General features: G+C 64.3%; 22 protein-coding genes and 1 tRNA gene. 4 read left to right on the top strand and 19 right to left on the bottom strand.

Annotation, left to right across the window (positions count from 1 at the left end; all coding sequences use genetic code 11):
- Positions 1–21: 21 nt before the first annotated feature.
- The 3 genes from ACSU04_RS08265 to ACSU04_RS08275 are packed head-to-tail and all read right to left on the bottom strand — an operon-like array spanning position 22 to position 3,619.
- Positions 22–1,074, bottom strand: a complete 1,053-nt coding sequence (locus ACSU04_RS08265) for an ABC transporter permease (RefSeq protein ID WP_439289061.1) — start codon at positions 1,072–1,074, stop codon at positions 22–24.
- On the bottom strand, positions 1,071–2,093 hold the full coding sequence (locus ACSU04_RS08270) for an ABC transporter permease (protein ID WP_439289062.1): 1,023 nt from the start codon (positions 2,091–2,093) through the stop codon (positions 1,071–1,073). Before ACSU04_RS08270 ends, ACSU04_RS08265 begins: the two co-directional genes overlap by 4 nt.
- Positions 2,090–3,619 (bottom strand): sugar ABC transporter ATP-binding protein, encoded by a 1,530-nt coding sequence (locus ACSU04_RS08275; protein WP_439289063.1) that lies wholly within the window; start codon positions 3,617–3,619, stop codon positions 2,090–2,092. Before ACSU04_RS08275 ends, ACSU04_RS08270 begins: the two co-directional genes overlap by 4 nt.
- A 155-nt stretch (positions 3,620–3,774) precedes the next feature.
- Between ACSU04_RS08275 and ACSU04_RS08280 the strand changes: the two genes are divergently transcribed.
- Positions 3,775–4,782: a LacI family DNA-binding transcriptional regulator gene (locus ACSU04_RS08280; RefSeq protein ID WP_439289064.1), complete on the top strand. Its 1,008-nt coding sequence runs from the start codon at positions 3,775–3,777 to the stop codon at positions 4,780–4,782.
- Positions 4,783–4,787: 5 nt separating this feature from the next.
- Here ACSU04_RS08280 and ACSU04_RS08285 read toward each other — a convergent pair whose 3' ends face one another.
- The 4 genes from ACSU04_RS08285 to serS all read right to left on the bottom strand — a co-directional run bounded on the left by ACSU04_RS08285 (position 4,788) and on the right by serS (position 8,334).
- The gene (locus ACSU04_RS08285) at positions 4,788–6,011 is read right to left on the bottom strand and encodes an LCP family protein (RefSeq protein ID WP_439280379.1); all 1,224 of its coding nucleotides are present in this window, start codon (positions 6,009–6,011) and stop codon (positions 4,788–4,790) included.
- A 47-nt stretch (positions 6,012–6,058) separates the two neighbouring features.
- Positions 6,059–6,143, bottom strand: a tRNA-Ser gene (locus ACSU04_RS08290).
- A 44-nt stretch (positions 6,144–6,187) separates the two neighbouring features.
- Positions 6,188–7,018: an HAD family hydrolase gene (locus ACSU04_RS08295; protein WP_439289065.1), complete on the bottom strand. Its 831-nt coding sequence runs from the start codon at positions 7,016–7,018 to the stop codon at positions 6,188–6,190.
- A complete protein-coding gene (gene serS, locus ACSU04_RS08300) occupies positions 7,015–8,334 on the bottom strand; it encodes a serine--tRNA ligase (protein WP_439289066.1) in 1,320 nt (439 codons plus the stop codon). The genes ACSU04_RS08295 and serS overlap by 4 nt, the downstream gene beginning before the upstream one ends.
- Positions 8,335–8,392: 58 nt before the next feature.
- On the opposite strand from serS, the gene ACSU04_RS08305 reads away from it, so the two are divergent.
- The gene (locus ACSU04_RS08305; protein ID WP_439289067.1) at positions 8,393–9,391 is read left to right on the top strand and encodes a diacylglycerol/lipid kinase family protein; all 999 of its coding nucleotides are present in this window, start codon (positions 8,393–8,395) and stop codon (positions 9,389–9,391) included.
- Between the two features lie 3 nt (positions 9,392–9,394).
- Here the strand turns inward: ACSU04_RS08305 and ACSU04_RS08310 are convergent, their stop codons facing one another.
- The 3 genes from ACSU04_RS08310 to ACSU04_RS08320 form a co-directional block, all read right to left on the bottom strand.
- Positions 9,395–10,159, bottom strand: coding sequence for a hypothetical protein (locus tag ACSU04_RS08310; protein ID WP_439289068.1), 765 nt, complete (start codon positions 10,157–10,159; stop codon positions 9,395–9,397).
- 79 nt (positions 10,160–10,238) lie between these two features.
- On the bottom strand, positions 10,239–11,699 hold the full coding sequence (gene cls / locus ACSU04_RS08315; protein ID WP_439280374.1) for a cardiolipin synthase: 1,461 nt from the start codon (positions 11,697–11,699) through the stop codon (positions 10,239–10,241).
- Between the two features lie 99 nt (positions 11,700–11,798).
- The gene (locus ACSU04_RS08320) at positions 11,799–11,972 is read right to left on the bottom strand and encodes a hypothetical protein (RefSeq protein WP_439289069.1); all 174 of its coding nucleotides are present in this window, start codon (positions 11,970–11,972) and stop codon (positions 11,799–11,801) included.
- Positions 11,973–12,090: 118 nt separating this feature from the next.
- On the opposite strand from ACSU04_RS08320, the gene ACSU04_RS08325 reads away from it, so the two are divergent.
- Entirely contained in the window at positions 12,091–13,215 is a 1,125-nt protein-coding gene (locus tag ACSU04_RS08325; protein WP_439289070.1) for a DUF4192 family protein, read from the top strand.
- A 17-nt stretch (positions 13,216–13,232) separates the two neighbouring features.
- Here ACSU04_RS08325 and lysS read toward each other — a convergent pair whose 3' ends face one another.
- Positions 13,233–14,762 (bottom strand): lysine--tRNA ligase, encoded by a 1,530-nt coding sequence (lysS, locus tag ACSU04_RS08330; RefSeq protein ID WP_439289071.1) that lies wholly within the window; start codon positions 14,760–14,762, stop codon positions 13,233–13,235.
- A 104-nt stretch (positions 14,763–14,866) separates the two neighbouring features.
- On the opposite strand from lysS, the gene ACSU04_RS08335 reads away from it, so the two are divergent.
- Complete coding sequence (locus tag ACSU04_RS08335; RefSeq protein ID WP_439289072.1) at positions 14,867–16,675, top strand: DUF2207 domain-containing protein; 1,809 nt, start codon at positions 14,867–14,869, stop codon at positions 16,673–16,675.
- A 7-nt stretch (positions 16,676–16,682) separates the two neighbouring features.
- Here the strand turns inward: ACSU04_RS08335 and ACSU04_RS08340 are convergent, their stop codons facing one another.
- From ACSU04_RS08340 to folE, 8 genes are all read right to left on the bottom strand, one after another.
- Complete coding sequence (locus tag ACSU04_RS08340; protein WP_439289073.1) at positions 16,683–17,375, bottom strand: DUF2520 domain-containing protein; 693 nt, start codon at positions 17,373–17,375, stop codon at positions 16,683–16,685.
- Entirely contained in the window at positions 17,365–19,104 is a 1,740-nt protein-coding gene (locus ACSU04_RS08345; protein ID WP_439289074.1) for a PH domain-containing protein, read from the bottom strand. The genes ACSU04_RS08340 and ACSU04_RS08345 overlap by 11 nt, the downstream gene beginning before the upstream one ends.
- On the bottom strand, positions 19,101–19,679 hold the full coding sequence (locus ACSU04_RS08350; protein WP_439289439.1) for a PH domain-containing protein: 579 nt from the start codon (positions 19,677–19,679) through the stop codon (positions 19,101–19,103). The genes ACSU04_RS08345 and ACSU04_RS08350 overlap by 4 nt, the downstream gene beginning before the upstream one ends.
- A 70-nt stretch (positions 19,680–19,749) precedes the next feature.
- Entirely contained in the window at positions 19,750–20,238 is a 489-nt protein-coding gene (locus ACSU04_RS08355) for a DUF3180 domain-containing protein (protein WP_439289075.1), read from the bottom strand.
- Positions 20,235–20,786: a 2-amino-4-hydroxy-6-hydroxymethyldihydropteridine diphosphokinase gene (folK, locus tag ACSU04_RS08360; protein WP_439289076.1), complete on the bottom strand. Its 552-nt coding sequence runs from the start codon at positions 20,784–20,786 to the stop codon at positions 20,235–20,237. The genes ACSU04_RS08355 and folK overlap by 4 nt, the downstream gene beginning before the upstream one ends.
- The gene (folB, locus tag ACSU04_RS08365; RefSeq protein WP_439289077.1) at positions 20,786–21,163 is read right to left on the bottom strand and encodes a dihydroneopterin aldolase; all 378 of its coding nucleotides are present in this window, start codon (positions 21,161–21,163) and stop codon (positions 20,786–20,788) included. Before folB ends, folK begins: the two co-directional genes overlap by 1 nt.
- A gap of 1 nt (position 21,164) precedes the next feature.
- A complete protein-coding gene (gene folP, locus ACSU04_RS08370) occupies positions 21,165–21,974 on the bottom strand; it encodes a dihydropteroate synthase (protein WP_439289078.1) in 810 nt (269 codons plus the stop codon).
- Positions 21,971–22,582, bottom strand: a complete 612-nt coding sequence (folE, locus tag ACSU04_RS08375; RefSeq protein WP_439289079.1) for a GTP cyclohydrolase I — start codon at positions 22,580–22,582, stop codon at positions 21,971–21,973. Before folE ends, folP begins: the two co-directional genes overlap by 4 nt.

A 22,582-nucleotide genomic window follows, 5' to 3' on the forward strand; every position in this document is an offset into this window, starting at 1 on the left:
TGCCGGCGGCGAGAAGCACCCTCAGCTGGTCGAGGGGACGGCGAACCTCGTCGGTGGACCCGCCTTGGCACGCAGTCGCTGCATCCAGCTGAGAAGACTGGCTGCGACCACGGAAGCAACGAGCAGGCCACCGGTGATGATGTTGATGACATCGGAGGTGACGTTGGCGAGGCGCAGCGCACTGGAAAGTACCCCGATCAGCAGAACCGCAGCGACGACGCCATGCAGCTGGCCCCGCCCGCCGAACACCGATACTCCGCCGAGGACGACCGCCGCGATGACCTGGAGTTCCAGACCCGTCGCATTGTCGCCACGCGCGCTACCGAACCGAAGCGTGAAGAAGATTCCGGCGAACGCGGAGACGACACCGGCAAGCACGAACAGGATGAACTTCGTGCGTTCGACGTTTATGCCGGAGAACCGGGCGGCATCCTTCGACAGACCAATTGCGAAGATGCCCCGGCCGAACGGCGTGAAGTGCAGCAGCACGACGAAGATCACCAGCAGGATGAGGAATGGAACAGTGATGTAGGGGATGGTGGTCCCGGCGATCTTCGCCTTCGCCAGCGCTGTCCACTGCTCAGGGAAGTCGGTGACGGCCGTGGTGCCGAGCAGCCCGACAGCGAGCCCCCGAAACAGCGCGAGCGTACCGATCGTGACGGCGAGCGATGGCAGGCCGACAACAGTGACGAGGAATCCGTTGATTGCTCCGCCGATGACGCCGACGGTGAGTGCGGCGAGAGCTGCGACCTCGAAGGGCGCTCCGGCGTGCGTGAGCACACCGGTCACGACGCTCGAGAGGCCAACCATGCTGCCCACCGACAGGTCGATCTCCCCGGTCACCATGATCAGCGCCATCGGCAGCGCGATGAGCAGGATCGGTGCGACGTCGAGCAGCAGATAGTTCACCGTGATCGGCTGCGCAAACCCCTTCACCGTGGTGGATGCGACGAGGACGACGAGGACGAGAAGCGCAATGATCGCGACTTCGCGGGTGAGGAGAAGTCGACGCCAGAGCGAGCGGTCGTGATCCTGGATGACGCGGAGCGTGGAGGTGGTGGATGTCGTGGTCATGATTCGTCCCTCGCCTCGATGAGCCGCTGTTTCTGCCGCACGGCGAGCACCCGGTCGAGCACGATGGCACCGATGATGAGCGCACCGACGACGGCCCGCTGCCAGAAATCCGGGATGCCGAGGATCGGCAGTGCCCGATTGATGGTCATCAGCAGCATGGCTCCGATCGCCGCACCCCAGACAGAGCCGACACCGCCCATGATCGCGATTCCACCGATGACTGCCGCACCCACCGCATCCAGTTCCCATCCGGCGCCAGCCTGCGAGCTCACCGAACCGTAGCGGGCCGCGTAGAACACTCCAGCGAGACCTGCGAGGGCACCGGACAGCGCGAATGCGGAGAGCAGGCGACGGGTGACTTTGAGTCCGTACAGCTCTGCCGCAGCAGGATCCGAACCGATCGCGTAATACTCGCGGCCGCCGCGAGTGTTGCGCATGTACCAGGCAGCAGCGGCCAGAACGATCAGTGCGACGATCGCCAGCACCGGAATACCAATCACCTGCGCGGTGCCCAACGCGAGAAAGTCCTTCGGCATGTCCGAGGCGTTGACCCGGCTGCTACCAGCCCAGAGCACGTTTATGCCGCGATAGGCATAAAGGGTGCCCAGTGTGATCACCATCGCAGGAACCTTCGCAAAGGCGACCAGCGCTCCGTTGGCGAGGCCGAGCAGTCCACCGAAGACGACGGCAGCGAGCACCACAAGAATGATCGGGATGCCAGGAATGTCGATGAAGAGGCGTCCAGTGAGGTAGGCGGTCAGGCCCATCACAGATCCGACCGACAGGTCGACGTTTCGGGTGATGATGACAATCGCCTGGCCGACCGCGACCAGCACGAGGATCGACGGTGTGAGCAGCAGGTCGCGCCATCCATCCGCACTGAACAGGAAGTTCGGGTTCTTCACCGTCGCGGCGATGACAACGAGGGCGAGCGCGATGAGGATGCCGAACTCGCGCGCCCTCCCGACACCGCCGAGAGTCTTTCCGAGTCCCGTGCGCGAGATCGAAGTGGTGGTCACGAGTGCAGCTCCGTTGCGTGTGTCGCGGCGAACATGACGTTTTCACTGGTCGCCTCGGCGCGGGCGATCTCGGCGGTGATGTGTCCCTCCCGCATGACCAGCACCCGGTCGGCCATCCCCAGCACTTCCGGGAGCTCGGAGGAGATCATGAGGATGCCCATCCCCTCTCCGGCGAGCTGTGAGAGCAGGCGGTGCACCTCGGCTTTGGTGCCGACGTCGATGCCACGCGTCGGTTCATCGATGATGAGCACGCGCGGATTCGTGGCCAGCCATTTCGCGAGGACGACCTTCTGCTGATTGCCGCCGGAGAGGGTCGAAGCGATCGTGTCCAGCGCGTGAGTCTTGACCTCGAGACGACTCGCCCATTCCCTCGCAGCCCGGTTCTCGATGCCGGTGGTGATCAGCCCGAACTTCGCGAGCTGGCTGCGGATCGCCATGGTGATGTTGCTGCCCACGCTGGATTCGATCACGAGCCCCTGCTTACGCCGGTCCTCAGGGACCAGCGCGAGACCGGCACGCATGGCATCGGTCGGGCTCCGTCGCGGCACCGCTGTGCCCAGCATCCGCACTTCGCCCTCCCGATATGGGTCGACGCCGAAGATCGCGCGGACGACCTCACTGCGTCCGGCGCCGACAAGCCCGGCGAGGGCGACGATCTCGCCTGCACGCACGACGAACGAGATGTCGTGAAAGACGCCTGGACTCGTGAGGCCCGCCACCTCGAGCAGCGGTTCGCCGATCGGGACAGTTTGTTTGGGGAAGAGTTCCGTGACGTCGCGGCCGACCATCTGACGCACCAGCTCATCCACCGTGGTGTCCGCGATTGGCGTCGTGCTGATGTACGCGCCGTCGCGCATGACGGTGACGGTGTCGCAGAGCGCGAACACCTCATCGAAGCGGTGCGAAATGAACAGTACGGCGCGACCCTCGTCCCGCAGGCTTCGCGCGACGGCGAAGAGCCGGTCGACTTCGACCCCACTGAGAGCCGCGGTCGGCTCGTCCATGACGAGGACGCTGGCATCGAGCGAGATCGCCTTCGCGATCTCGATGATCTGCTGGTCGGCGATCGACAGCCCCTCGGTGATCCGGTCAGGGTCAAGCGCTACGCCCAGACGCTGGAAGATCTGCTCGACCTCCATCCGCATCGCCTTGCGATCGATACGTCCGATGCCGTTCGTCGGCTGACGCCCCATGAAGATGTTCTCGGTAACCGAGAGGTCAGGAAACAGCGTCGGCTCCTGGTAGATCACCGCAATACCCGCAGCCTTGGACTGTGCCGTGCTGGAGAAGTCGACCGGCTCATCGTGCAGTCGGAACTCCCCTGAGTCACGCCGATACAGCCCTGCCATGATCTTCACGAGCGTCGATTTGCCAGCGCCATTTTCGCCGATGAGGGCGTGGATCGACTGCGAGTGCAACGTCAGGCTGCCTGAGCGCAGCGCAACAACAGGCCCGAAAGACTTCACGACGCGATGCAGCTCCAGCGCCACGCTCGGCGAGCTGCGATTGTCGTCTTCGACGGCCACTGGCGCGTCCTCTCCGTTGAGGTGGATTGAATTGATCCAAGGTTGAATCTACATGAATCGATTCATGTAGGTTCAAGCTAGTGTATGAAATACCACCTGGAGGTCAACCCCAGGTAAGCGAATCGTGATCGGATCGACGAAGAGAGGTGACGGCCGTGGCGGTGAGTATCCGTGATGTTGCCCAGCGCGCCGGCGTCTCCGTTGGCACGGTCTCCAACGTCCTCAATCGCCCAGAAGAGGTCTCGGCCGATTCGGTCCAGCGTGTCAGTTTGGCGATCGAACAGCTCGGCTATGTGCGCAATGACGCCGCCAGGAAGCTGCGCGCTGGCATCAGTACGACCGTCGGCTTCGTCGTCCTCGACGGCCAGAATCCGTTCTACAACGACGTCGTGCGCGGTGCGGAAGATGAAGCCACGAGTCACGGCATCGCGATCCTTTACGGCAACACCGACGAAGACCCATCACGCGAGAAGGTCTACCTCGACCTGTTCCAGGAGCAGCAGGTGCGGGGGCTCCTGATTGCGCCATACGGCGACGTCATGACGCGACTGCGCCGGTTCCGCGCCAGCGGCATCGCCACCGTCCTCGTCGATCGTTTCAGCGGTGACGGGAACTTCTCCTCGGTTTCTGTCGACAGCGTCGCCGGCGGCCGCCTGGCTGTAGAACATCTCATCGATGTCGGCCGGCGTCGTGTCGCATTCGTGGGTGGGCCCTTCGACATCCGACAGGTCAATGACCGCCTCGCCGGAGCAAGGGCCGCCGCAGAAAACGCCTCCGTACGGGTCGACCTAGAGGTCATCGCCACATCGGCGATGACCGTGGAGGAGGGTGTCGCCGCCGGCGCCCGCATCCTCGCCCGCCCTCGTCGGGAATGGCCGGATGCCCTGTTCGCCGCGAACGACCTGCTCGCTCTCGGGCTGCTGCAATCGCTCGTCTCCGGCGGCCAACTCCTGGTGCCGAACGAGATCGCGATCATCGGCTTCGACGACATTCCGTTCGCAGCCGCCGCTGCGGTGCCGCTGTCGTCTATTCGTCAGCCCAGCCGGATGATCGGCCGCACGGCGTTGCGAATCCTCTTGGAGGAGGCCGACGATCCTGCGAGCATTCCTCGCCAGACCGTGTTTCCGCCGGAACTCGTCATTCGCCGGTCGACGACCGGCTGAGCTACCTACCGAACGTTACCGTTGGAGCAGGTCTCCTGAGCCGCGGAGTTGCCCTTGATGCTGTCGGGGAGTGCGAAGACGGTCGGATCCGGCGTCGCCGTCTCATCTACCGGAACGCCTGACTCCTCCACGATCACTCCCTCATTCTCAGAGTTCACGTGCGTGATCTGCAGCTGCTGGTTCGCGTTGATCGCATCCCACATCAGCTCCGCGGAGGCGGAGTCCGCAACCACCTTATTCGGATCAGCCGAGTCGCCGAATGTCGGGTACTGCAGGAACACGATGTCCTCAAACGGCACGTTCTTCACCGCGAGCGCCACCTGCACGATCGTCATCGGGTTCGTCAGTGTCGTGCTCGCTTCAAGGTTGCTCAACGCCGTGTTCGCCAGGCGAAGCATCGTCGGAACGTTGCCGAGCACCTCACCGCTGATGAGCTTGCGCGCAAGGCTCGACATGTACTGCTGCTGGTTGCCGATGCGACCAAGGTCGCTGCCATCGCCGACACCGTGCCGGGTCCGCAGGAACTGCAGCGCTTCCAGCCCAGAGACCGTATGGATGCCTGCTTGCATATCAAGACCCGTGTGGTAATCCTTGATCGGGCTCGCAAGGCACACATCAACGCCACCAATGGAGTTGGTGATCTCGATCACACCACCGAAGGTGACGGATGCCGCAAACTCGATGTCCTGACCGGTGAGGTTGGAGATCGTCTTCGCGACGCAGTTCAGGCCGCCGTACGTGTACGCACTGTTGAGTGGCTGCTTGCTCATCGCTGAGGTCTCGCTGCCGTCCTCACGCGTGCACGACGGGATCGGAAGCATAAGGTCGCGCGGGAAACTCACCGCGGTGATGCGTCGTGGCTCTTCTGAGACGTGCAGCAGGATGTTGACGTCGTTGAGGTTGCCCTCGGAATCCGCGCCAGAGCAGCGGTCACCGAACAGCTCCGCGTACGCTTCCTCGCAGGTATCTGTGCCAACCAGCAGAAGGTCGAATCCGCCCTCAAACTCGCTGATGTTCGGCGGAGCAGCTTCCTGGCCTTCGAGCTCCACCGCATTCGCGCTGACGGTGTTGCTGAGGTCGGCAACGACGAAGGCACCGATACTCAACCCGCTGACCAGCACAACCGCCAGTCCCACACCCAAGATCTTCAAGAGCTGGCTGATCGGGCCCGGAGACCGTAACTGACCGTGGCGTGCCACGGTCTTGCGGCGACGGATCTTCTCGCTCACTCAATGCCTTTCACTCTGACTGTGGGGGTACCGCAGCCAGTTCTCTGCGGAGGGCGTGGGATTCGAACCCACGAGACATTTCTGCCCACTGGTTTTCAAGACCAGCTCCATCGGCCGCTCGGACAGCCCTCCATCGACGGACGAATCTATCGATCAGTGGTCGAGTCTAACCGGTTTCATTCTCCAGCCTCGACCTGAGGAGCCCCTGGGTGAACCAACAGAGTATCCAGGGCACGCGCAAGACCACCCTCGGCGACGTCTGCGGTAACCTCACCCGCGGCATCCTTGACCTCAGTGGGGGCCTGCCCCATCGCCACCGCACGACCACCGATGCCGAGCGACCAGCCGAACATGCCAATATCGTTGCGTCCGTCGCCCGCGACGAAGACCTGTGCGCCGTTGATGCCGAGTTCGGTGTGAACCCGCGCGAGCGCGGTGCCCTTGTCAACACCCTGCGGTGCGATATCCAGCCAGGCAGTCCAGCCGATCGCGTACGAGACCTCATTGAGTCCGGCATCCGCCACGAGTTCGTGGAAGTCTTCCTCGTCATGACCGGGAGAGACCACGACGACACGAGAAACCGGCTGAGCGCCCAGCTCCTCAAGGGTCACTTGTCTGCCCCCGTCAAGGGTCCAATCATCCATCTCGCCGGTGAACAGCCGCTGACCGGATTCGAGCTCCACCATGTAGTGCGCTTCCGGCAGTCGATCGGTGAGCAGCGAAAGCACCACTCGCGGGTCAAAGACCTCGACGTGCCAGCGATCCCAGCCATCCGCGACGCGTCGCATGGTGACGGCGCCGTTCGAGCAGACGACGAACTCCGGAGTGATTTCGAGCGCATCCACCCAGCGTTCGGTGGCCATCCAACTGCGTCCAGTAGCGATAGTCACCACGTGACCCGCATCCCGCACGCGCGCGACTGCTTCCGGCACTCCGGGGCTCATGGTCTCGTCCTGCAGGATGATCGTGCCGTCGACATCGAGGCCGACGAGCCAGCGGGCGGTCACTTCGATCCCTGAATCTTCGACCCCTGGGCCTGTCGCTGGGCCGGCTCCAGCACGGCAAGGCCGCCCAGGTAGGGCCGCAGCACCTCTGGGACGAGCACCGAGCCATCCGCCTGCTGATGAGTCTCGAGCAGAGCGACGATCCAGCGCGTGGTCGCCAGCGTGCCGTTCAGTGTGGCGACGTGCTGCGTCTTGGCCGGAGTCCCGTCCACCGCTTCCGGACGATGCCGCACGTCCAGTCGACGAGCCTGGAACGTGGTGCAGTTCGAGGTCGACGTCAACTCGCGGAACGCACCCTGCGTCGGCACCCACGCCTCAATGTCGTACTTACGAGCAGCGCTCGATCCGAGGTCGCCGGCAGCGACGTCGATCACGCGGTACGAAAGGCCGAGCGCGGTCAGCATCTCCTCCTGCAGGGCGACGAGACGCAGGTGCTCTGCCTCGGCATCCTCCGCGTTCGTGTAGACGAACATCTCCAGCTTGTTGAACTGGTGCACTCGAATGATGCCTCGGGTGTCCTTGCCGTACGACCCTGCCTCACGGCGGTAGCAGGTGGACCAGCCGGCATAGCGCAGCGCACCTTCGGAGAGGTCGACGATCTCGTCCTTGTGGTATCCGGCGAGTGCGACCTCGCTCGTGCCGACGAGGTACAGGTCATCGTCTTTGTCGAGGTGGTAGACCTCATCGGCGTGCTCGCCAAGGAAGCCGGTGCCCTGCATGATCTCCGGACGCACCAGCGTCGGGGTGATCATGGGCACGAAGTCGTTCTGCAGCGCCTTGTCGAGCGCCAGGTTCATGAGCGCGATCTCGAGGCGCGCGCCGATGCCGCGCAGAAAGTAGAACCGCGCTCCCGATACCTTCGCGCCGCGCTCCATGTCGATCGCGCCGAGGATCTCGCCGATCTCCAAATGGTCACGGGGCTCGAAATCGAAGGCCGGCGCCTCGCCGACGCGGCGCAGTTCGACGAAGTTCTTCTCGCCGCCGGCCGGCACCCCATCGATCACGACGTTCTCGATACGTGCGAGAGCGGATGCCGCGGCATCCGCTGCCTCGTTCGCCGTCTGCTGCGCCTGCTTGACACGCTCGGCGAGTTCTTTTACTTGGGCGACCAGGGCTGCCTTCTCGTCTTTGGGTGCCTTGGCGACCTGCTTGCCGAATGCGTTCTGCTCTGCGCGCAGATCTTCGAAAGCAGTGAGCGCCACGCGGCGCGATCGGTCAGCCTCGATCGCGGCATCGACGGTGGCTTCGTCGTTGCCACGGGCCGCCTGCGAGCGGCGAACAAGGTCAGGCTGGTCGCGGAGAAGAGCGAGGTCAATCATGCTCCAAGTCTAGTTGGCGAGACACACGCGGGCGGATGCGGGCCGTAGAGTGATCGCCATGAGGAAGAGCACCTCGCGCCACCGTCAGGCCGCTCTCGTTTACAACCCCATCAAGGTCGACGAGAAGCATCTGCGCGGGGTAATGCGCGATCTATCGAAGGAAGCGGGCTGGGACCACCCCGCCTTCTATCCGACGACGGTTGCGGATGCCGGGCAGTCGATCACACGAGAGGCGCTCGAGCGCGGAGTCGATGTCGTGCTCGTCGCCGGCGGAGACGGCACCGTACGCGCAGTCGCGGAGGCAATGGCCGGCACCGGTGTACCGCTGGCGATCCTGCCGAGCGGCACCGGGAATCTGCTCGCTCGCAACCTCGGACTGCCGCTCCTGGATCCGAAAGCAATGATCCGTGCGGCGCTGGGCGAGTTCCGGCATCCGATCGACATCGGTTGGGCTGAGCTCACCCGAGCGAACGGAGAGACCGGCGAGCATGCGTTCGTCGTCCTTGCCGGCATCGGGCTGGATGCCGACATGATCGCGAACACTCGCCCAGATCTGAAGAAATCTGTCGGCTGGGTGGCCTATGTGGATGGCGCGGCGCGCTCACTTCCGAACGCCAAGCCGTTCCGCGTCGTGTACCAGCTCGACGATTCACGACTGCATTCCACAAAGGTACACAGCGTGCTGTTCGCGAACTGCGGCACACTGCCGGCCGGAATCTCGCTCATCCCGTCTGCATCCGTCACTGACGGCGAGCTCGACATCGCGATTATCCAGCCGACCGGTCCCCTCGGCTGGCTCGGCGTGTGGCGCAAAATCTGGTGGGACAACTCCGTGCTGCGCAGGTTCCGTGCCGGGCGTCTGGTGCTCCAGCGGCGTGGGAAGGATGCCTCAGTGCGCTATCTGCGCGGACTGACTATCGAGGCCGCCGCCGTCGATCCGACACCCATCGAACTCGACGGTGACGCGTTCGGGATCGCCGTGCGCATACGCTGCCGCGTCGACCCCGGTGCTCTCCTGCTGGCGCTGCCAGAGGGGCATCCGGTCAATTCGCTCTGAGGATCAGCCCTCAATCACGGTGACAGTGCCGTCGAGGTTGTCGCCGACGAGCGTGAGGATGAAATCACCATCGTCATTGTCGTCACTGTCGTCACTGTCGTCACTGAATCCGAGCATTGTCGCCCTGGGCACCATGTCCATCGTGCATGGCCTGTCTTCGGTCTTGAACGTCACTGTCGCGCCACCCGGCTGCTCCTCGACGTTCTCCACGATCGGAGGGCAGGTCGACGAGCCCCAGGTGAGCAGCACGACCCCCTCATCGTCGAACCAGCCCGCGCTGGGTGCGTACTCTGTCTCGCTTCCCGGTGTGCCGGCAAGTGCGGAGTTTCCGTCAAGATCAACATCGTCCGTGACGTCACCGACGGTGACGATGAACTCGACGTCCTGCGTCGGATCGACGCCCTCAGGAACTCCCCCGATGCTCGCACGGGGCGAGAGATCAGCCGTACAGACCGTCTCTGCGCCGTCAGCACTGGGCGGGTCGACCAGAGCGACTGTCACCGTCTGCCCTTTCGCGATGACCTCGTCGACGACCGGGACACACGTCGAGGAACCCCAGGTCACGATGGCGAACATGCGCCCGTCGTCGAGCCATGCCGCTTCGAAGTCATCATCAGTCACCGGTGCGGCCGGCGAGTCCGGCGAAGACGAGTCCGGTGCCGATGAGCCGGGCGAAGACGAGCCCGGTGAAGACGCACAACCGACAACGAGCAGAGCAGCAGCGAGCACGGCTGCTGCAGACATGGCGAGACGCAACGAGGAGGTCATGCGCTCAGAATATCGCTCAAGGAACCGCAGCGGCAGAGCATTCTGCCGCCGTTGATGCACCGACGTTGATGAACCGCCGTTACTGCAGAGCCGAGGTGAGTCGAGCGAGGTTGTCGAGCACGGTGGAACGCAGCGGCTGCTGCATCCATTCCTCCAGCGTGAGTTCGCGGCTCAGCGAGCGGTACGTGTCTTCGATCTCGCGCATCTCCGCCACGAACTCCTCGCCGCGCACGAGCATCGAGATCTCGAGGTTGAGACCGAACGAGCGCATGTCCATGTTGCTCGAGCCGATCACTGCGATCTCGTCGTCGATTGTGAGTGTCTTGGTGTGCAGAATGTACGGTTTGCGGTACATCCAGATCCGCACGCCGGCGCGCAAGAGTGCCTCGTAGTAGCTGCGTTGCGCGTGGTAGACCATGGCTTGGTCGCCCTCTTCGGAGACGAACAGTTCCACCGCAACACCGCGGTCGCACGCTGCACTGACGGCGAGCAACAGCGCACCGTCGGGCACGAAGTACGGACTCACGATCATGACCTTCTCGCGTGCCGCATAGAGCAACGCAAGGAAGAGTCGCAGATTGTTCTCGACCTCGAAGCCGGGGCCGGACGGGACGATCTGACAATCCAGATCTCCGCTGCCGGTCTGGGCGTGCGCGATGTCGATCTCACTGAGTATCTCGTCGGTCTCGCTATACCAGTCGCTGAGAAAAATCGCGTTGAGGCTGAGCACGATCGGACCGTCGACGCGGGCCATGAGATCTACCCAGTGCAGTCCACGCTTGATGTTTTTGGGCAGGTTGTATGTCGAATCGGTGACGTTCTGGGATCCGAGATATCCGACGTTGCCGTCGACGACGAGAAGCTTGCGGTGGTTTCGCAGATCTGGTCGCTGCATCCGACCCTTCAACGGCTGCATGGGCAGCATCAGATGCCAGTCTGCACCCATCGCAGTCAGTCGCTTGATCGTCTTGCGATAGCGCGGTTTCCAACGGTTCGCCCAGTGATCAAGAAGCACGCGCACTTCAACGCCGCGAGCGGCCACCTCTTCAAGCGCACAGAAGAAGTTGTCGGTCGCGTCATCCGACTGCAGAATGTAGAACTCCACATGCACGTAGTCGTTTGCGGTGCGGATCGATTCCGCCATCGCATCCAACGACTCCTGATAGTCGCTGATCAGGTGCGCCCCGTTGTCGCCGGAGATCGGCAGCGCTCCGAGAGCCTGGTTCATCGTCACCAGAGGGGCGAACCACTCCGGTGCGTTCGGGCGCAGTGTCCCGAAGTGCAGTTGATGGCTGGTCTCGGCGATGTACGCGTTGATCTGATCTTGCTTACGACGGCGCGCGCGCGGCAGTCGTGGATTGCCGATGACCAGGAAGAGGATCACGCCCACGTAGGGGATGAAAAACACCGCGAGCAACCAGGCCATCGCTGCGGTCGGACGCCGGTTGCGCGGGATCACGATGATCGCCATCACACGGATGGTGATGTCAATGACGGCGGCGACCGCAAGGACCCACCATGGCCATGACCATTGCCACACGCGCATCACCCCCGGCAAGCACTCAGCAGAACTCGCCGAAATCGGCGTCTGGCTTCAGAGTAGTCGGTAGCGCGGACAGTGCGGTCGGGCGCGGGGTAGTCAGACGCGGGGCGGGAGGCCGCGTGCGAGGCGTTCTTCCGCTTCGATCTGTGCGTGAGCCTTGCGCTCAGTGCGATCGGAGCGAATGATGCTGCGCAGCACAAAGAAGAAAACGAAGCTGACTCCGAGGGTCGGCAGAAGTGCCCATACCGCGGCGACCCAGAAGTTGTCCATGTGTCTATCGTACGCGGTCATTCCTCTGGAACAGCCGACTCGTTCTGCACCGATGGATGTGGACAGCCCACCCTGTGAGTACCCGTTTCCGGCATGGCTTTTCCGCCACACTCGCGTCATGAACACAGTCCTTCGTGCTACTGATTCCGCCGAGTTTCTCGGCATCGTCCCGAGCCTCGCCGGGTTCACACCGAGGCAGAGCATCGTGCTGCTGCCCTTTCAACGCTCGCGCGCCCACGGTGCGATGCGCATCGATCTTCCTCGAGATGACGTCGACCTCGACGAGTACGTCGACACGGCGATCGGCTTGGTCTCGCGAGTCACCGGAACGGATGCTGTGGCCGTGGTGGTGTACACCGACGAGCATCCGTTACACACCCCGGACGGCATTGTGTTGCCGTCGACCATCGTCGTCGATGACCTGCTCGATCTGGCCGTCGACCTCGGGCTCCACGTGGTCGACGCGCTCTGCGTCACCCCGGAGGGATGGTCGAGCTATCTGCATGACGACCCAGTCCTGCGCCCGTCTGCCGAGATTCCCGTGCCCCCGACGGCTCCGGAAATCGGCGATGTCTCGGGTGATCAGGATGCCGGCGCGGCACTGCCCGTCGTCGGTCTTGCCGAGAAAGAGCGCGTGGGTCGCGCACTGCTCGACCTGTCAGACGTGCTGGCGCACGAGCACCTCGGCCTCACCGGCGCACGCGAGAACCCACAGGCCATCGACGCCTCGATGCTGCTCGACGACCTGCCGCTGTTCTTCGAAGATCTGCTGGAGTCTCCGGAGAACATGCCGCCGTTCGAGACCGCAGCGCTGCTCTGGTGTCTGGACCGCCCGCGCTACCGCGACGTCGCGCTCCTGCAGTGGGCGACAGACCTGCCGACCGGTGTACGCGCACTGAACGCACAACTCGCCTACGCCGAATATGGCGCAGGCGTGTCAGACGATGTGGGCCAGGTGTTCCTCGGGCGTGGACCGAGTCCGGACGCCGACCGACTCGCCGTCGCATTGACGATCGCGCGCAACGTCGCCGCGCGCGCACCCCGTGCATCCAGACCCGCACCGCTGACCGCGGCGGCCTGGCTGTCCTGGGCGCTTGGCCGTTCCACGCACGCCGCGCACTACCTGCGAATGGTCGCCGAGATCGACCCCTGCTACTCTCTCGCATCCTTGATCAGCAGCATGATCGACGCGGCCATACTGCCGGAGTGGACGTTTCGTCGCGGTGACAACGTCGACGGATGAGCGTCAAATGTGGCGCGTTACTTCACCAGCGGGAAGAGAATCGTCTCTCGGATACCGAGACCGGTGATCGCCATGAGCAAACGGTCGATTCCCATGCCCATGCCACCCGACGGCGGCATGCCGTGCTCGAGAGCACGCAGGAACTCCTCATCGACGGGCATCGCCTCGACATCACCTCGGGCGGCGAGCTTCGCCTGCTCCACGAAGCGTTCACGCTGGATGACGGGGTCGACGAGCTCGGAGTATCCGGTGGCCAGCTCAAATCCGCGGATGTACAGGTCCCACTTCTCCACGACACCGTCGATCGAGCGGTGTTCGCGCACCAGCGGTGAAGTATCGACCGGGAAGTCCATCACGAATGTGGGGCGCGTCAAGTCGCCCTTGACGAAGTGCTCCCACAGTTCTTCGATGAGCTTGCCGTGCGTGGCCTGTGCCGGAATGCCGACATCATGCTGCTCGGCGAAAGCAGTGAGATCTTCGACCGAGTCTTCGGTCGTGAAGGTGCGTCCGGCAGCTGCCGACAGCGACTCATACATCGAGACGCGATCCCACTCGCCGCCGAGGTCGTATTCAGTGCCGTCGGCCCAGGTCACCGTAGTCGAACCGGTGACGGCGATCGCAGCCTGCTGCACGAGCTCCTGCGTGAGCTCTGCCATCTGGTTGTAATCGCCATAGGCCTGGTACGCCTCAAGCATCGCGAACTCCGGGCTGTGCGTGGAGTCGGCCCCCTCGTTACGGAAGTTGCGGTTGATCTCGTACACCCGCTCGATGCCGCCGACGACGGCGCGCTTCAGGTACAGCTCCGGCGCGATGCGCAGATACAGCTCGGTGCCGAAGGCGTTGGAGTGCGTGACGAACGGACGAGCGGATGCTCCACCATGCTGCACCTGCAGCATGGGCGTCTCGACTTCGAGGTACTCGTGCGACGAGAAAGTCGCACGCAGGCTGGCGTTCACCGCAGCACGGGCACTTACTGTGTGGCGCGCCTGCTCGCGGAGGATGAGGTCGAGGTAGCGACTGCGCACCCGGCTCTCCTCGCTGAGGTCGCCGTACGCATTCGGCAGCGGCAGGATCGCCTTCGAAGCGATCGCCCAGTCGGTGGCCATGATCGACAGCTCGCCCCGGCGGCTGGAGATCACCTGGCCGCGCACGAATACGTGGTCGCCCAGGTCGACGAACTCCTTCCACCGCGCCAGCGATTCCTCGCCCACCTCGGCGAGCGAGATCATGGCCTGGATGCGCGAGCCATCGCCGGCCTGCAACGTCGCGAAGCAGAGCTTGCCGGTATTGCGGCTGAACACCACACGGCCCGCAACGCCAACAACGACGCCGGTCTCGGCGCCCGCCTCCAGCTCGCCGTATTCAGCGCGCAGCGCCGGGATCGCATGCGTCACCGGCACGCTGACCGGGAATGCTCCACCGGCGGCATTCGCACGCTGCTCGATGAGTCGCTCGCGCTTGGCGAGACGTACGGCTTTTTGCTCGTGAACGTCCTCGCCGTCAGCGTCGTCAGGGGTGGATGCGGGCGCGGCAGGCGCGGTGGTCATAGAGGCTCCTTGGAAGTCTCCCCCAGTTTACCGGGCGGGGCGCGGAACCCCGCTTCCGGGACACTTCACCAGCTTCCCCGTTTGAGGCTCGATACCCTCGAAGCATGTTCCGGCGCTTTCTTCCACGTTCTCTGGCCCTCATCGCGGTGACGGCAGCCACGCTGCTGGCCGGCACGGCGTCCGCCGCATCCGCAGCGGAACCACGCGCCGATGTCGACGATTTCGACTTCTCCACGTGGAACGCAACCTACGAGATCGGCATCGATGATGACGGACGCGCCACGATGCATGTCGAGGAGACCCGCGTCGCCGAGTTTCCCGACTTCGATCAGAACCGCGGCATCGTGGCGGGCTACCCCGAGACCTATGAGGGTGCCGGGATCGACACGAGGATCATCTCCGTGCGCGATGAGAACGGCGACGCCGTTGCCTACGAGACCGAGAACGACGACGGCTTCGTGTATGTGCTCACCGGAAACAACGACTATGTGCACGGCCCGACGACATATGTCATCGAGTATGAGATGCGCGATGTGATCATCGCCGCGACCAAGACCAAGGTCGATGAGTTCTACTGGAACTTTCTTCCTCTGGACAGTACTCAGGACATCACAGCGTTCGACGCCGAGATCATCTTCGATGATGATCTGGCGACGAATCTGACCGGCGCCTCCTCCTGCTATCAGGGACAGCAGAACTCCACCGCTACGTGCGATCTCGCCGTCGACGGCGCCACCTTCCGCGTTGCCGCGCGTGATATCCCTGCGGGCGAAGGCGTCACCATCGCCATCGCCCTCGAACCGGGCACTGTCACTCAGCCATCCGCTCGCCAGCCCAATGCGGCCACGGACGTACTGCCGTATGCCGTCGGTGGGGGCGCAATCCTGCTGTCGATCGGCGGCTGGTTCGCCACTCGATCCATGATCCGCTCACGTCGTCGAGGCACGGGAATCATCGTCGCGCAGTATGACGTGCCCGCTTCCATGCCGCCGTTGCTGGCGAGCGCGGTCGTCCCGAAGGCGAAGAACACGCTCAGCGCCCAGATCATCCACCTCGCCGTGCACGGAATGCTGCGATTGGAAGAGCTCCCGGAGGAGGGCCCGAAGAAGCGTCGACCACGCCTGCGCCGCCTCGATGCTCCGATTCCAGATCCGCTCGACGAGCGATCGTTGAAGGCGTTGTTCGGCAGCACCGATCTGGACATCGTCATGAAGATGCCGAAGAACAGTTCGGCGTTCGCGGCGAGGGTTCAGAAGCTGCTCAAGTCCGGTCCGATCGAAGCGGAAAAGCGAGGGCTCACGACAAAGGCACACAGCACGCTCGCGCGCGTCGTTCAGAGCCTCGCTCTCGTCGTGTTCGCCGGCATGATGTTTCTGCTGGGCTGGGGCCTGTTCACCGGACGTGCCTCGGCCGGTCCGGTCTTCTTCGTCACACTGATGTGCGGCATCTTCCTGCTGATCTCCAGTGTCGTGGCCTTCAAGAAGCACACGGTTCTCACCAAGGATGGTGCGCTGCAGCTGGAGTATTTGGAGGGCGTGCGCGAGTTCATCCGCGTCGCCGAAGCCGACCGGCTGCGGATGCTGCAGTCATACGCCGGCGCCGAGCGTCGCAGCGATGGCAGCGTCGACGTGATCCATGTGTACGAAAAACTGCTGCCGTACGCGATCCTGTTCGGCCAGGAGCGCGAGTGGGGTGAGGTGCTCGAAGTCGCCTATGGTGTGGCAGAGCAAGACCCGGGGTGGATCAACGGCTCAAGCTACGGCCTCGTCACCCGAATGCTGATCTTCTCATCGGCCACCAACTCGTCGTCAACGTATACGGCGCCCAGCAGCGGCTCATCGAGCTCCGGTGGGTCATCAGGCGGAGGATTCTCCGGCGGAGGCGGCGGCGGAGGGTTCTCCGGCGGTCGCTGAGCGCGGGTCAGATCCCGAAAGGCGGGTCGGATGCTTCGCGCAAAGCCCGCTCGACGGCGGACTGCACGAGTGCCGAGAGGTAGCCGCCAGGGTTCTCCACTCCGATGCCTCGAAGCAGCGCGGTGGATTGCCCGATGATCGCGCGCGAAAACGCGGATGCCGTGGCGATCGCCTCCGCGTAGACGACCCGATCGTCTTCGCTGATGACGATCGGTTCACACCCGAGCTCAACGGCGAGTGCCTGTGCGATCGGGAGTACGGGGGCGGGGGCGGTAACCGCAGCGAAGCTCGCCCGCAACTGACGCAGGTCGATCGAGGTGCCGGTGAACGTGATCGCCGGGTGCACCGCGAGCGGTATGGCGCCGGAACGCTGCGCTGGCTCGAGCACACCGATGCCATACGCGGGGTCGGTGTGCACCACGAGCTGGCCGCTCTGCCACGCGCCGACCTCGGCAAGTCCAGCGACCAATCCGGGAAGGACGTCATGCGGCACCGCCAGTATCACCAGCTCACTACGTCGCAGCACCTCGGTCGCGTCGAGCACCGGCACGCCTGGAAGGACCCCCGACGCGCGGTCGTCATCTGAACCGCTTGTGATCCCCGTGATCGCATGCCCCGCCCCGGCGAGAGCAGCGCCGATCACCGGGCCGACGTGCCCGGCGCCGATGATGCCGACGCCGAGCCTGCCGTCACGATTCATGCGGCGCCTGTGGCGGATGGAAGGTGGGAGGCGGCGGCGCGAGATCCTGCTGGGTGAAGTCGCCGGGGACCGGGGCCACAGCCGCCGTCTCTTCTGCGTACTGCGCCCAACGGTGGCTGTGATCGCGGCCCGTGGCTGCGAAGGCCTTGCGGGTGATGTCGTCCATCGTCGTCATCATGGTGGAGCTCTCGATGCCGACGACCTCGCCGAGGATGGGGCCTGCGATGCTGTGCGCCTTCATCCAAGCGACGCGCTGCAGTCGATCAATCGGCCCCTGCGACACCGAGACACCCTGGAGCCTCGCGAGGGGAACCACTGCGAGCTTGCGCCAGAACTGGCCGCGACGCATCAACAGTGCGAAGTCGGTGACGATGAGCCCGTGTCGTTTCCACGACACTGGCCTGCGCCACCAGGCTCGCGGCTGAAGAGAGACGTATGGGTCGTCCTGCTGGGGGCCGAAGATGCCGTGTTCCCAGACCAATGGGAGATCCTCTGCCGGCAGGTCAGGAAGGATGAGGGCGAGCACCCGCTCGACGTCGGCGCGTGTTCCGACCGGAAGCACCACGTTGAACTGCTGCGCAGATCCGGACTGCTGCTGAGACGCGCTCTTGCCCGACATGCGGTTGATCTTGATCGTCCACCAACCGAACGGACGCCACAGCAGCGACTGCGACATCTCGACTGCGAAGATACGCCCTGGAGGGATCGTTTCGGTCACCGTCGTGAACAGGCCGTAGGTGATGCGCACGCCATCCGGCGTCGGAGCGATCGCGTAGCGCAGTGACTTGGAGATCTGTCCCCAGGTGATGGCGACCGTGGCGATGATGAAGGGGATGCCCATACCGAGGACGATCGCCACAATGCCGATCCATGCGTCAGGATCACCATCGGCGAGGATCGCGGGGATCGTGAATCCCATCGCGACGCCGAAGATCACCAGGAAGAACCCGAACCAGAGCACGCCGGCGAGCAGCATCGATCCGACGAGTCGTCCGGTCGGGATCTTCACGACGCTCTCCGGAGCGACATCGGCGAGGTCGACGCCTCCGATGAGGTCGTTGACGCCCTCGTTCATTGATCCGACAAGCTGGGAGCGCAACCCGGCAGAAGCGGCTGGCTGCTCGGGCGCTGGCTGTCCGGTACGACGCGTTTCACGTGACTGACGGGCACCGGAGGCGAGCCGGAGGATGTCCGAGCGCACGGCTTCGGCCTTCTGCGTGGAGAGGTACTCGAGCGGAACGTTCGCGTCGGTGCCGGCGCCGACGACCTCGAGTTTTGCCATGCCGATCAGCCGCGCAGGGAAGGGACGCGTGAGGTTGACGCCCTGCACCCGATCAAGCGGCGCGCGCCGGTGCGAGCGGAAGATGATGCCCTTGCGGATCTCCACGTGCTCATCGGAGATACGGAATTGCTGAAACCGCCACACCAACCAGAATCCGACGATGAGCACGATCAAAACACCCAGCACGACGAGCAGTGCGACGATGACCAGGTTGTTCGCCAGAACCCAGTCCACCGGGTCTCCGCCGGAGTAGTCGTCGGCGTGCATCCCGTCAGGAGCGAAGAGGTTGATGCCCCAGAAAATGATCCGGTCGCGGAAGTTGTTGAGCACAATGCCCGCCACGATGATGAGCACCAGGCCGCCCTTGAACAGCGGGGTCAGCGGGTGCAGACGGTGCCATTCTCCGTCTGCAAGTGAATCGCTCGAGAGCTGCTGAGGCGTGCTCACAGGCCGGTCCGGCGGGTCTCGGCGACGTCGATGAGTGTGTCACGCAACGCTTCGGCCGCAGCCTGTGTCAGCCCGGGAATCTGCACGCCAGTAGTGGCGGCCGCGGTGACCATCTTCAGCTGTGACACTCCGAACGCACGATCCAGCGGTCCCTGCGTGATGTCGACGAGCTGCATGCGCCCGTAGGGTACGGCGATGATCCGCTGCCACAGGATGCCCTTGCGGAAGACGATGTCATCGGCGCGCAGCATGTATCCGATCGCCTTCGCCTGTCGGGGCAGGATCACGAGCGTGATGAGTTCGATCACGAGCAAGATTCCGGCCGGAATCCACACCCAGGTCTGGTCGAACGCGAGGCTCAGCACGAGCGCCGCGATCACGATGAGCACGAACACGACCGCATTCTGCAGCAGCTGAGACGTAACATAGCGCGGCGAGATCTGGTGCCAGTGCCCGTCGAGGGCGAGGCGTGCGGCGCCGCGAGGTTCGCGAATCTGCGTGTACGTCCCCTCGTCCAGCACGGATGGGACGGGCTGCACAGGCTGCACCGGCTGAACCGGCTGAACCGGCTGCACCGGAGGGACGTCCAGCACAGACTGGACAGGCGGTACCGGAGGGACCGGCGGGATGACCGGCTGAGATCGATCAGCGCCCGGCGTCGGCTCCGGTGGCGGGGTCATCTGGCTGTCGGTCATCAAGATCCTTCGGAAGAGTACAGAATTGTTCGGCGATGAGAGCGGCAGCTACGAGCACGATCGAACTCACGACGAGCGCAGCCATCGCCACAATCGACCCTACCGGGGGACCCACCGGTCGTGACAAGAGGAACACTCCCAGTCCTGCGCCGAACCCGGCCATCATCGCACCGAGCAGGCTCGATGCCCGTGCGAGGGTCGCGGCACGCATCGCACGGAACGGGTCGATACGACCTGGCGTGCGTCCACGCACGCTGCGCCGTACCGGCCAGGCGAGCGCGAGCACAGCAGCGGCAACGAGGAGCAGAAGAAGTGGCAGGAAGCCAGAAGGTGCAAAGGTGGCACGACCCGACACCGTCAGCACATGATCGACCAGGTAGCCGATACCCGCACCAAAAAGCGCAAGGATAATCAGCAACACGGCGGATGTGCGCTTCATTCGTGCTCCGCACCGGCATCCGCGGCATCCGCACGCAATCGCTCAATCAGCGAAGCGATCCGTCCCTGCCCGGGGATCTCCGCGTCTGGGTCAAGGCTCAGCCACGGTTCGAGCACGAACATTCGCTGGGCAGCCCGAGGATGCGGCAATTGCAGGTGCGGGTCGTCAGAGAGCAGATCGCCGTAGGTGATCAGGTCGAGGTCGAGCGTGCGATCACCCCAGCGCTCGTGTCGTTCGCGGCCGTGTTCGTCTTCGATTGCGTGCAGCAATCCCAGCAGCACCTGCGGCGCGAGGCGGGTACTGACCAGCGCGACCGCGTTGACGTAGGTCGGCGCATCCGGGTCCGGGCCATCCAGTCGCACCGCGACTGTCTCGTACAGCTCCGACAGCTGCACGTCTTCTACGAGCGGCAGTCGGGAGATCCTCTCGATCGCTCGCCGGATCGTCTCGCGGCGGTCGCCGAGGTTCGCGCCGATCGCAATCACCGCGCGCACGTTGTCGCGGCCGGGACGCGGATCTGGCACTGTCAGCGGCGGCATGCGGGTCATCACTGTGCGCCCCTCGTGACGCGAACGATGGTGACCGAGACGTCCGAGAACGTCAGCGGGATGGGCGCGTGGGGCTTGTGCACGGTGACGGCGACCTGTGTTACCCGCTTGTCCGCGAGCACGACATCGGCGATGCGCTGAGCGAGCGTCTCGATGAGATTGACCGGTTCGCCTGCGACGACGGCTGCGACCTTCTCGGCGAGCTCGCCGTAGTGCACAGTGTCGACGACGTCGTCGGATGCCGCGGCGACCGCCAGATCGACCTGCAGACGCAGATCGATCAAGAACTCTTGACCGTTCTCACGTTCGTGCTCGAAGACACCGTGACGGCCGAACACAGTGAGACCGGTGAGTTGGATCTCGTCCAGGATCTGCATATCAGCCCTCCCAAGCGTGTGCGATTGCGAGAGCATCGCGGGTCGCTGCGACGTTGTGCACGCGCACAGCCCATACGCCGTGGCGTACAGCCAGGGCGCTCGTGACTGCTGTGGCGAGATCGCGTCGCGACTCGTCGATTTCAGCCTCCGCTGGCGAAGCCTGGCTGACAGTGTCGACCAGAAACTGTTTGCGCGAGGTGCCAATCAGTACCCGATGGCCGAGCGCCGTGACGTCGGTGAGGCCACGCAGTACGTCCCAGTTCTGTTCCCCCGTCTTGGCGAATCCGATGCCGGGGTCGACGATGAGCCGGGCAGGGGCGATACCCGCAGCCGCCGCGGCACCGCACCGCTCACGCAACTCGCCGGCGACCTCACGTGAGGCGCGCCGGTACTCGGCGCGCGCATACATGTCGTCGGAGGGCCCACGCCAATGGCCGATCGCAAAATCGGCGCCAGACGCCGCGACGGCGCTGAGCATGCCTGGGTCGGAAAGGCCACCGGAAACGTCGTTCACGATGCGCGCGCCCGCGCGGACGGCAGCGACAGCCGTCGACGCGTTCAGGGTGTCGATACTCACGGGGATGCCTCGCGATGAGAGCTCCTGAATCACCGGGAGGACTCGCTGCGCCTCGACGGCGGGGTCGACGCGCTCGGAGCCAGGGCGGGTGGATTCTCCGCCGATGTCGAGCACCGCAGCGCCGGCGTCTCGCAGCGCCAGCCCGTGGGCGATGGCCTGCTCGGGCTCGATGAAGCGCCCGCCGTCGCTGAAAGAGTCGGTCGTGACGTTGACGATGCCCCAAATTTCGGTCATTGCGCGCCGCCGATCCCTGAGCCCACAGAAGCGCCGATCAGCGTGATCAGTTCCTGTCGAGCGACCGGCTCCGTGTATTCGCCACGCGCGGCGATCGTGAGCGTCGAGGCTTCGGGTTGGCGTCCACCGCGCATCGTCACGCAGCCATGCGTGGCATCCAGAATGACGAGCACCCCACGCGTGTCGAGGTGCTCCGCAATCGTGTCAGCGATCTGCTCACCGAGCCGCTCCTGCACCTGTGGGCGGGCGGCGAGGATCTCCACGACACGTACCAGTGCGCCGAGCCCGACGACCTGCTCGCCTGGCAGGTAGGCGATATGCGCGCGTCCGGCAAAGGGCAGCAGGTGGTGTTCGCAGACTGAGCGGAAGCGGATGTCACGCAGGAGCACCGCGCCGGACGGCAGGGTCTCTGGCGCGGGTCCACGCGCAACGCTGATCGTGCGAGCCAGGGGCGCCGCAGCATCCTCTCCCACACCGGAGAAGAACTCCGCGTAGAGGTCGGCCATGCGCGCCGGAGTCTGCTTGAGTCCCGGACGCTCGGGGTCTTCACCGATCGCTTCGAGAAGCTCGCGAGTCAGCCGCTGGACACGATCTCTGTCTACGGCCAC

The organism is Microbacterium sp. A84, from assembly GCF_051842815.1.
In the GTDB taxonomy this organism is placed as follows: domain Bacteria; phylum Actinomycetota; class Actinomycetes; order Actinomycetales; family Microbacteriaceae; genus Microbacterium.

Excerpts from the sequence above, each read along its gene's own strand:
- ACSU04_RS08265 (WP_439289061.1), bottom strand. The coding sequence starts at position 1,074 with ATGACCACGACATCCACCACCTCCACGCTCCGCGTCATCCAGGATCAC.
- serS (WP_439289066.1), bottom strand. The coding sequence starts at position 8,334 with ATGATTGACCTCGCTCTTCTCCGCGACCAGCCTGACCTTGTTCGCCGC.
- ACSU04_RS08305 (WP_439289067.1), top strand. The coding sequence starts at position 8,393 with ATGAGGAAGAGCACCTCGCGCCACCGTCAGGCCGCTCTCGTTTACAAC.
- ACSU04_RS08310 (WP_439289068.1), bottom strand. The coding sequence starts at position 10,159 with ATGACCTCCTCGTTGCGTCTCGCCATGTCTGCAGCAGCCGTGCTCGCT.
- ACSU04_RS08320 (WP_439289069.1), bottom strand. The coding sequence starts at position 11,972 with ATGGACAACTTCTGGGTCGCCGCGGTATGGGCACTTCTGCCGACCCTC.
- ACSU04_RS08325 (WP_439289070.1), top strand. The coding sequence starts at position 12,091 with ATGAACACAGTCCTTCGTGCTACTGATTCCGCCGAGTTTCTCGGCATC.
- lysS (WP_439289071.1), bottom strand. The coding sequence starts at position 14,762 with ATGACCACCGCGCCTGCCGCGCCCGCATCCACCCCTGACGACGCTGAC.
- ACSU04_RS08335 (WP_439289072.1), top strand. The coding sequence starts at position 14,867 with ATGTTCCGGCGCTTTCTTCCACGTTCTCTGGCCCTCATCGCGGTGACG.
- ACSU04_RS08340 (WP_439289073.1), bottom strand. The coding sequence starts at position 17,375 with ATGAATCGTGACGGCAGGCTCGGCGTCGGCATCATCGGCGCCGGGCAC.
- ACSU04_RS08355 (WP_439289075.1), bottom strand. The coding sequence starts at position 20,238 with ATGAAGCGCACATCCGCCGTGTTGCTGATTATCCTTGCGCTTTTTGGT.
- folK (WP_439289076.1), bottom strand. The coding sequence starts at position 20,786 with ATGACCCGCATGCCGCCGCTGACAGTGCCAGATCCGCGTCCCGGCCGC.
- folB (WP_439289077.1), bottom strand. The coding sequence starts at position 21,163 with ATGCAGATCCTGGACGAGATCCAACTCACCGGTCTCACTGTGTTCGGC.
- folP (WP_439289078.1), bottom strand. The coding sequence starts at position 21,974 with ATGACCGAAATTTGGGGCATCGTCAACGTCACGACCGACTCTTTCAGC.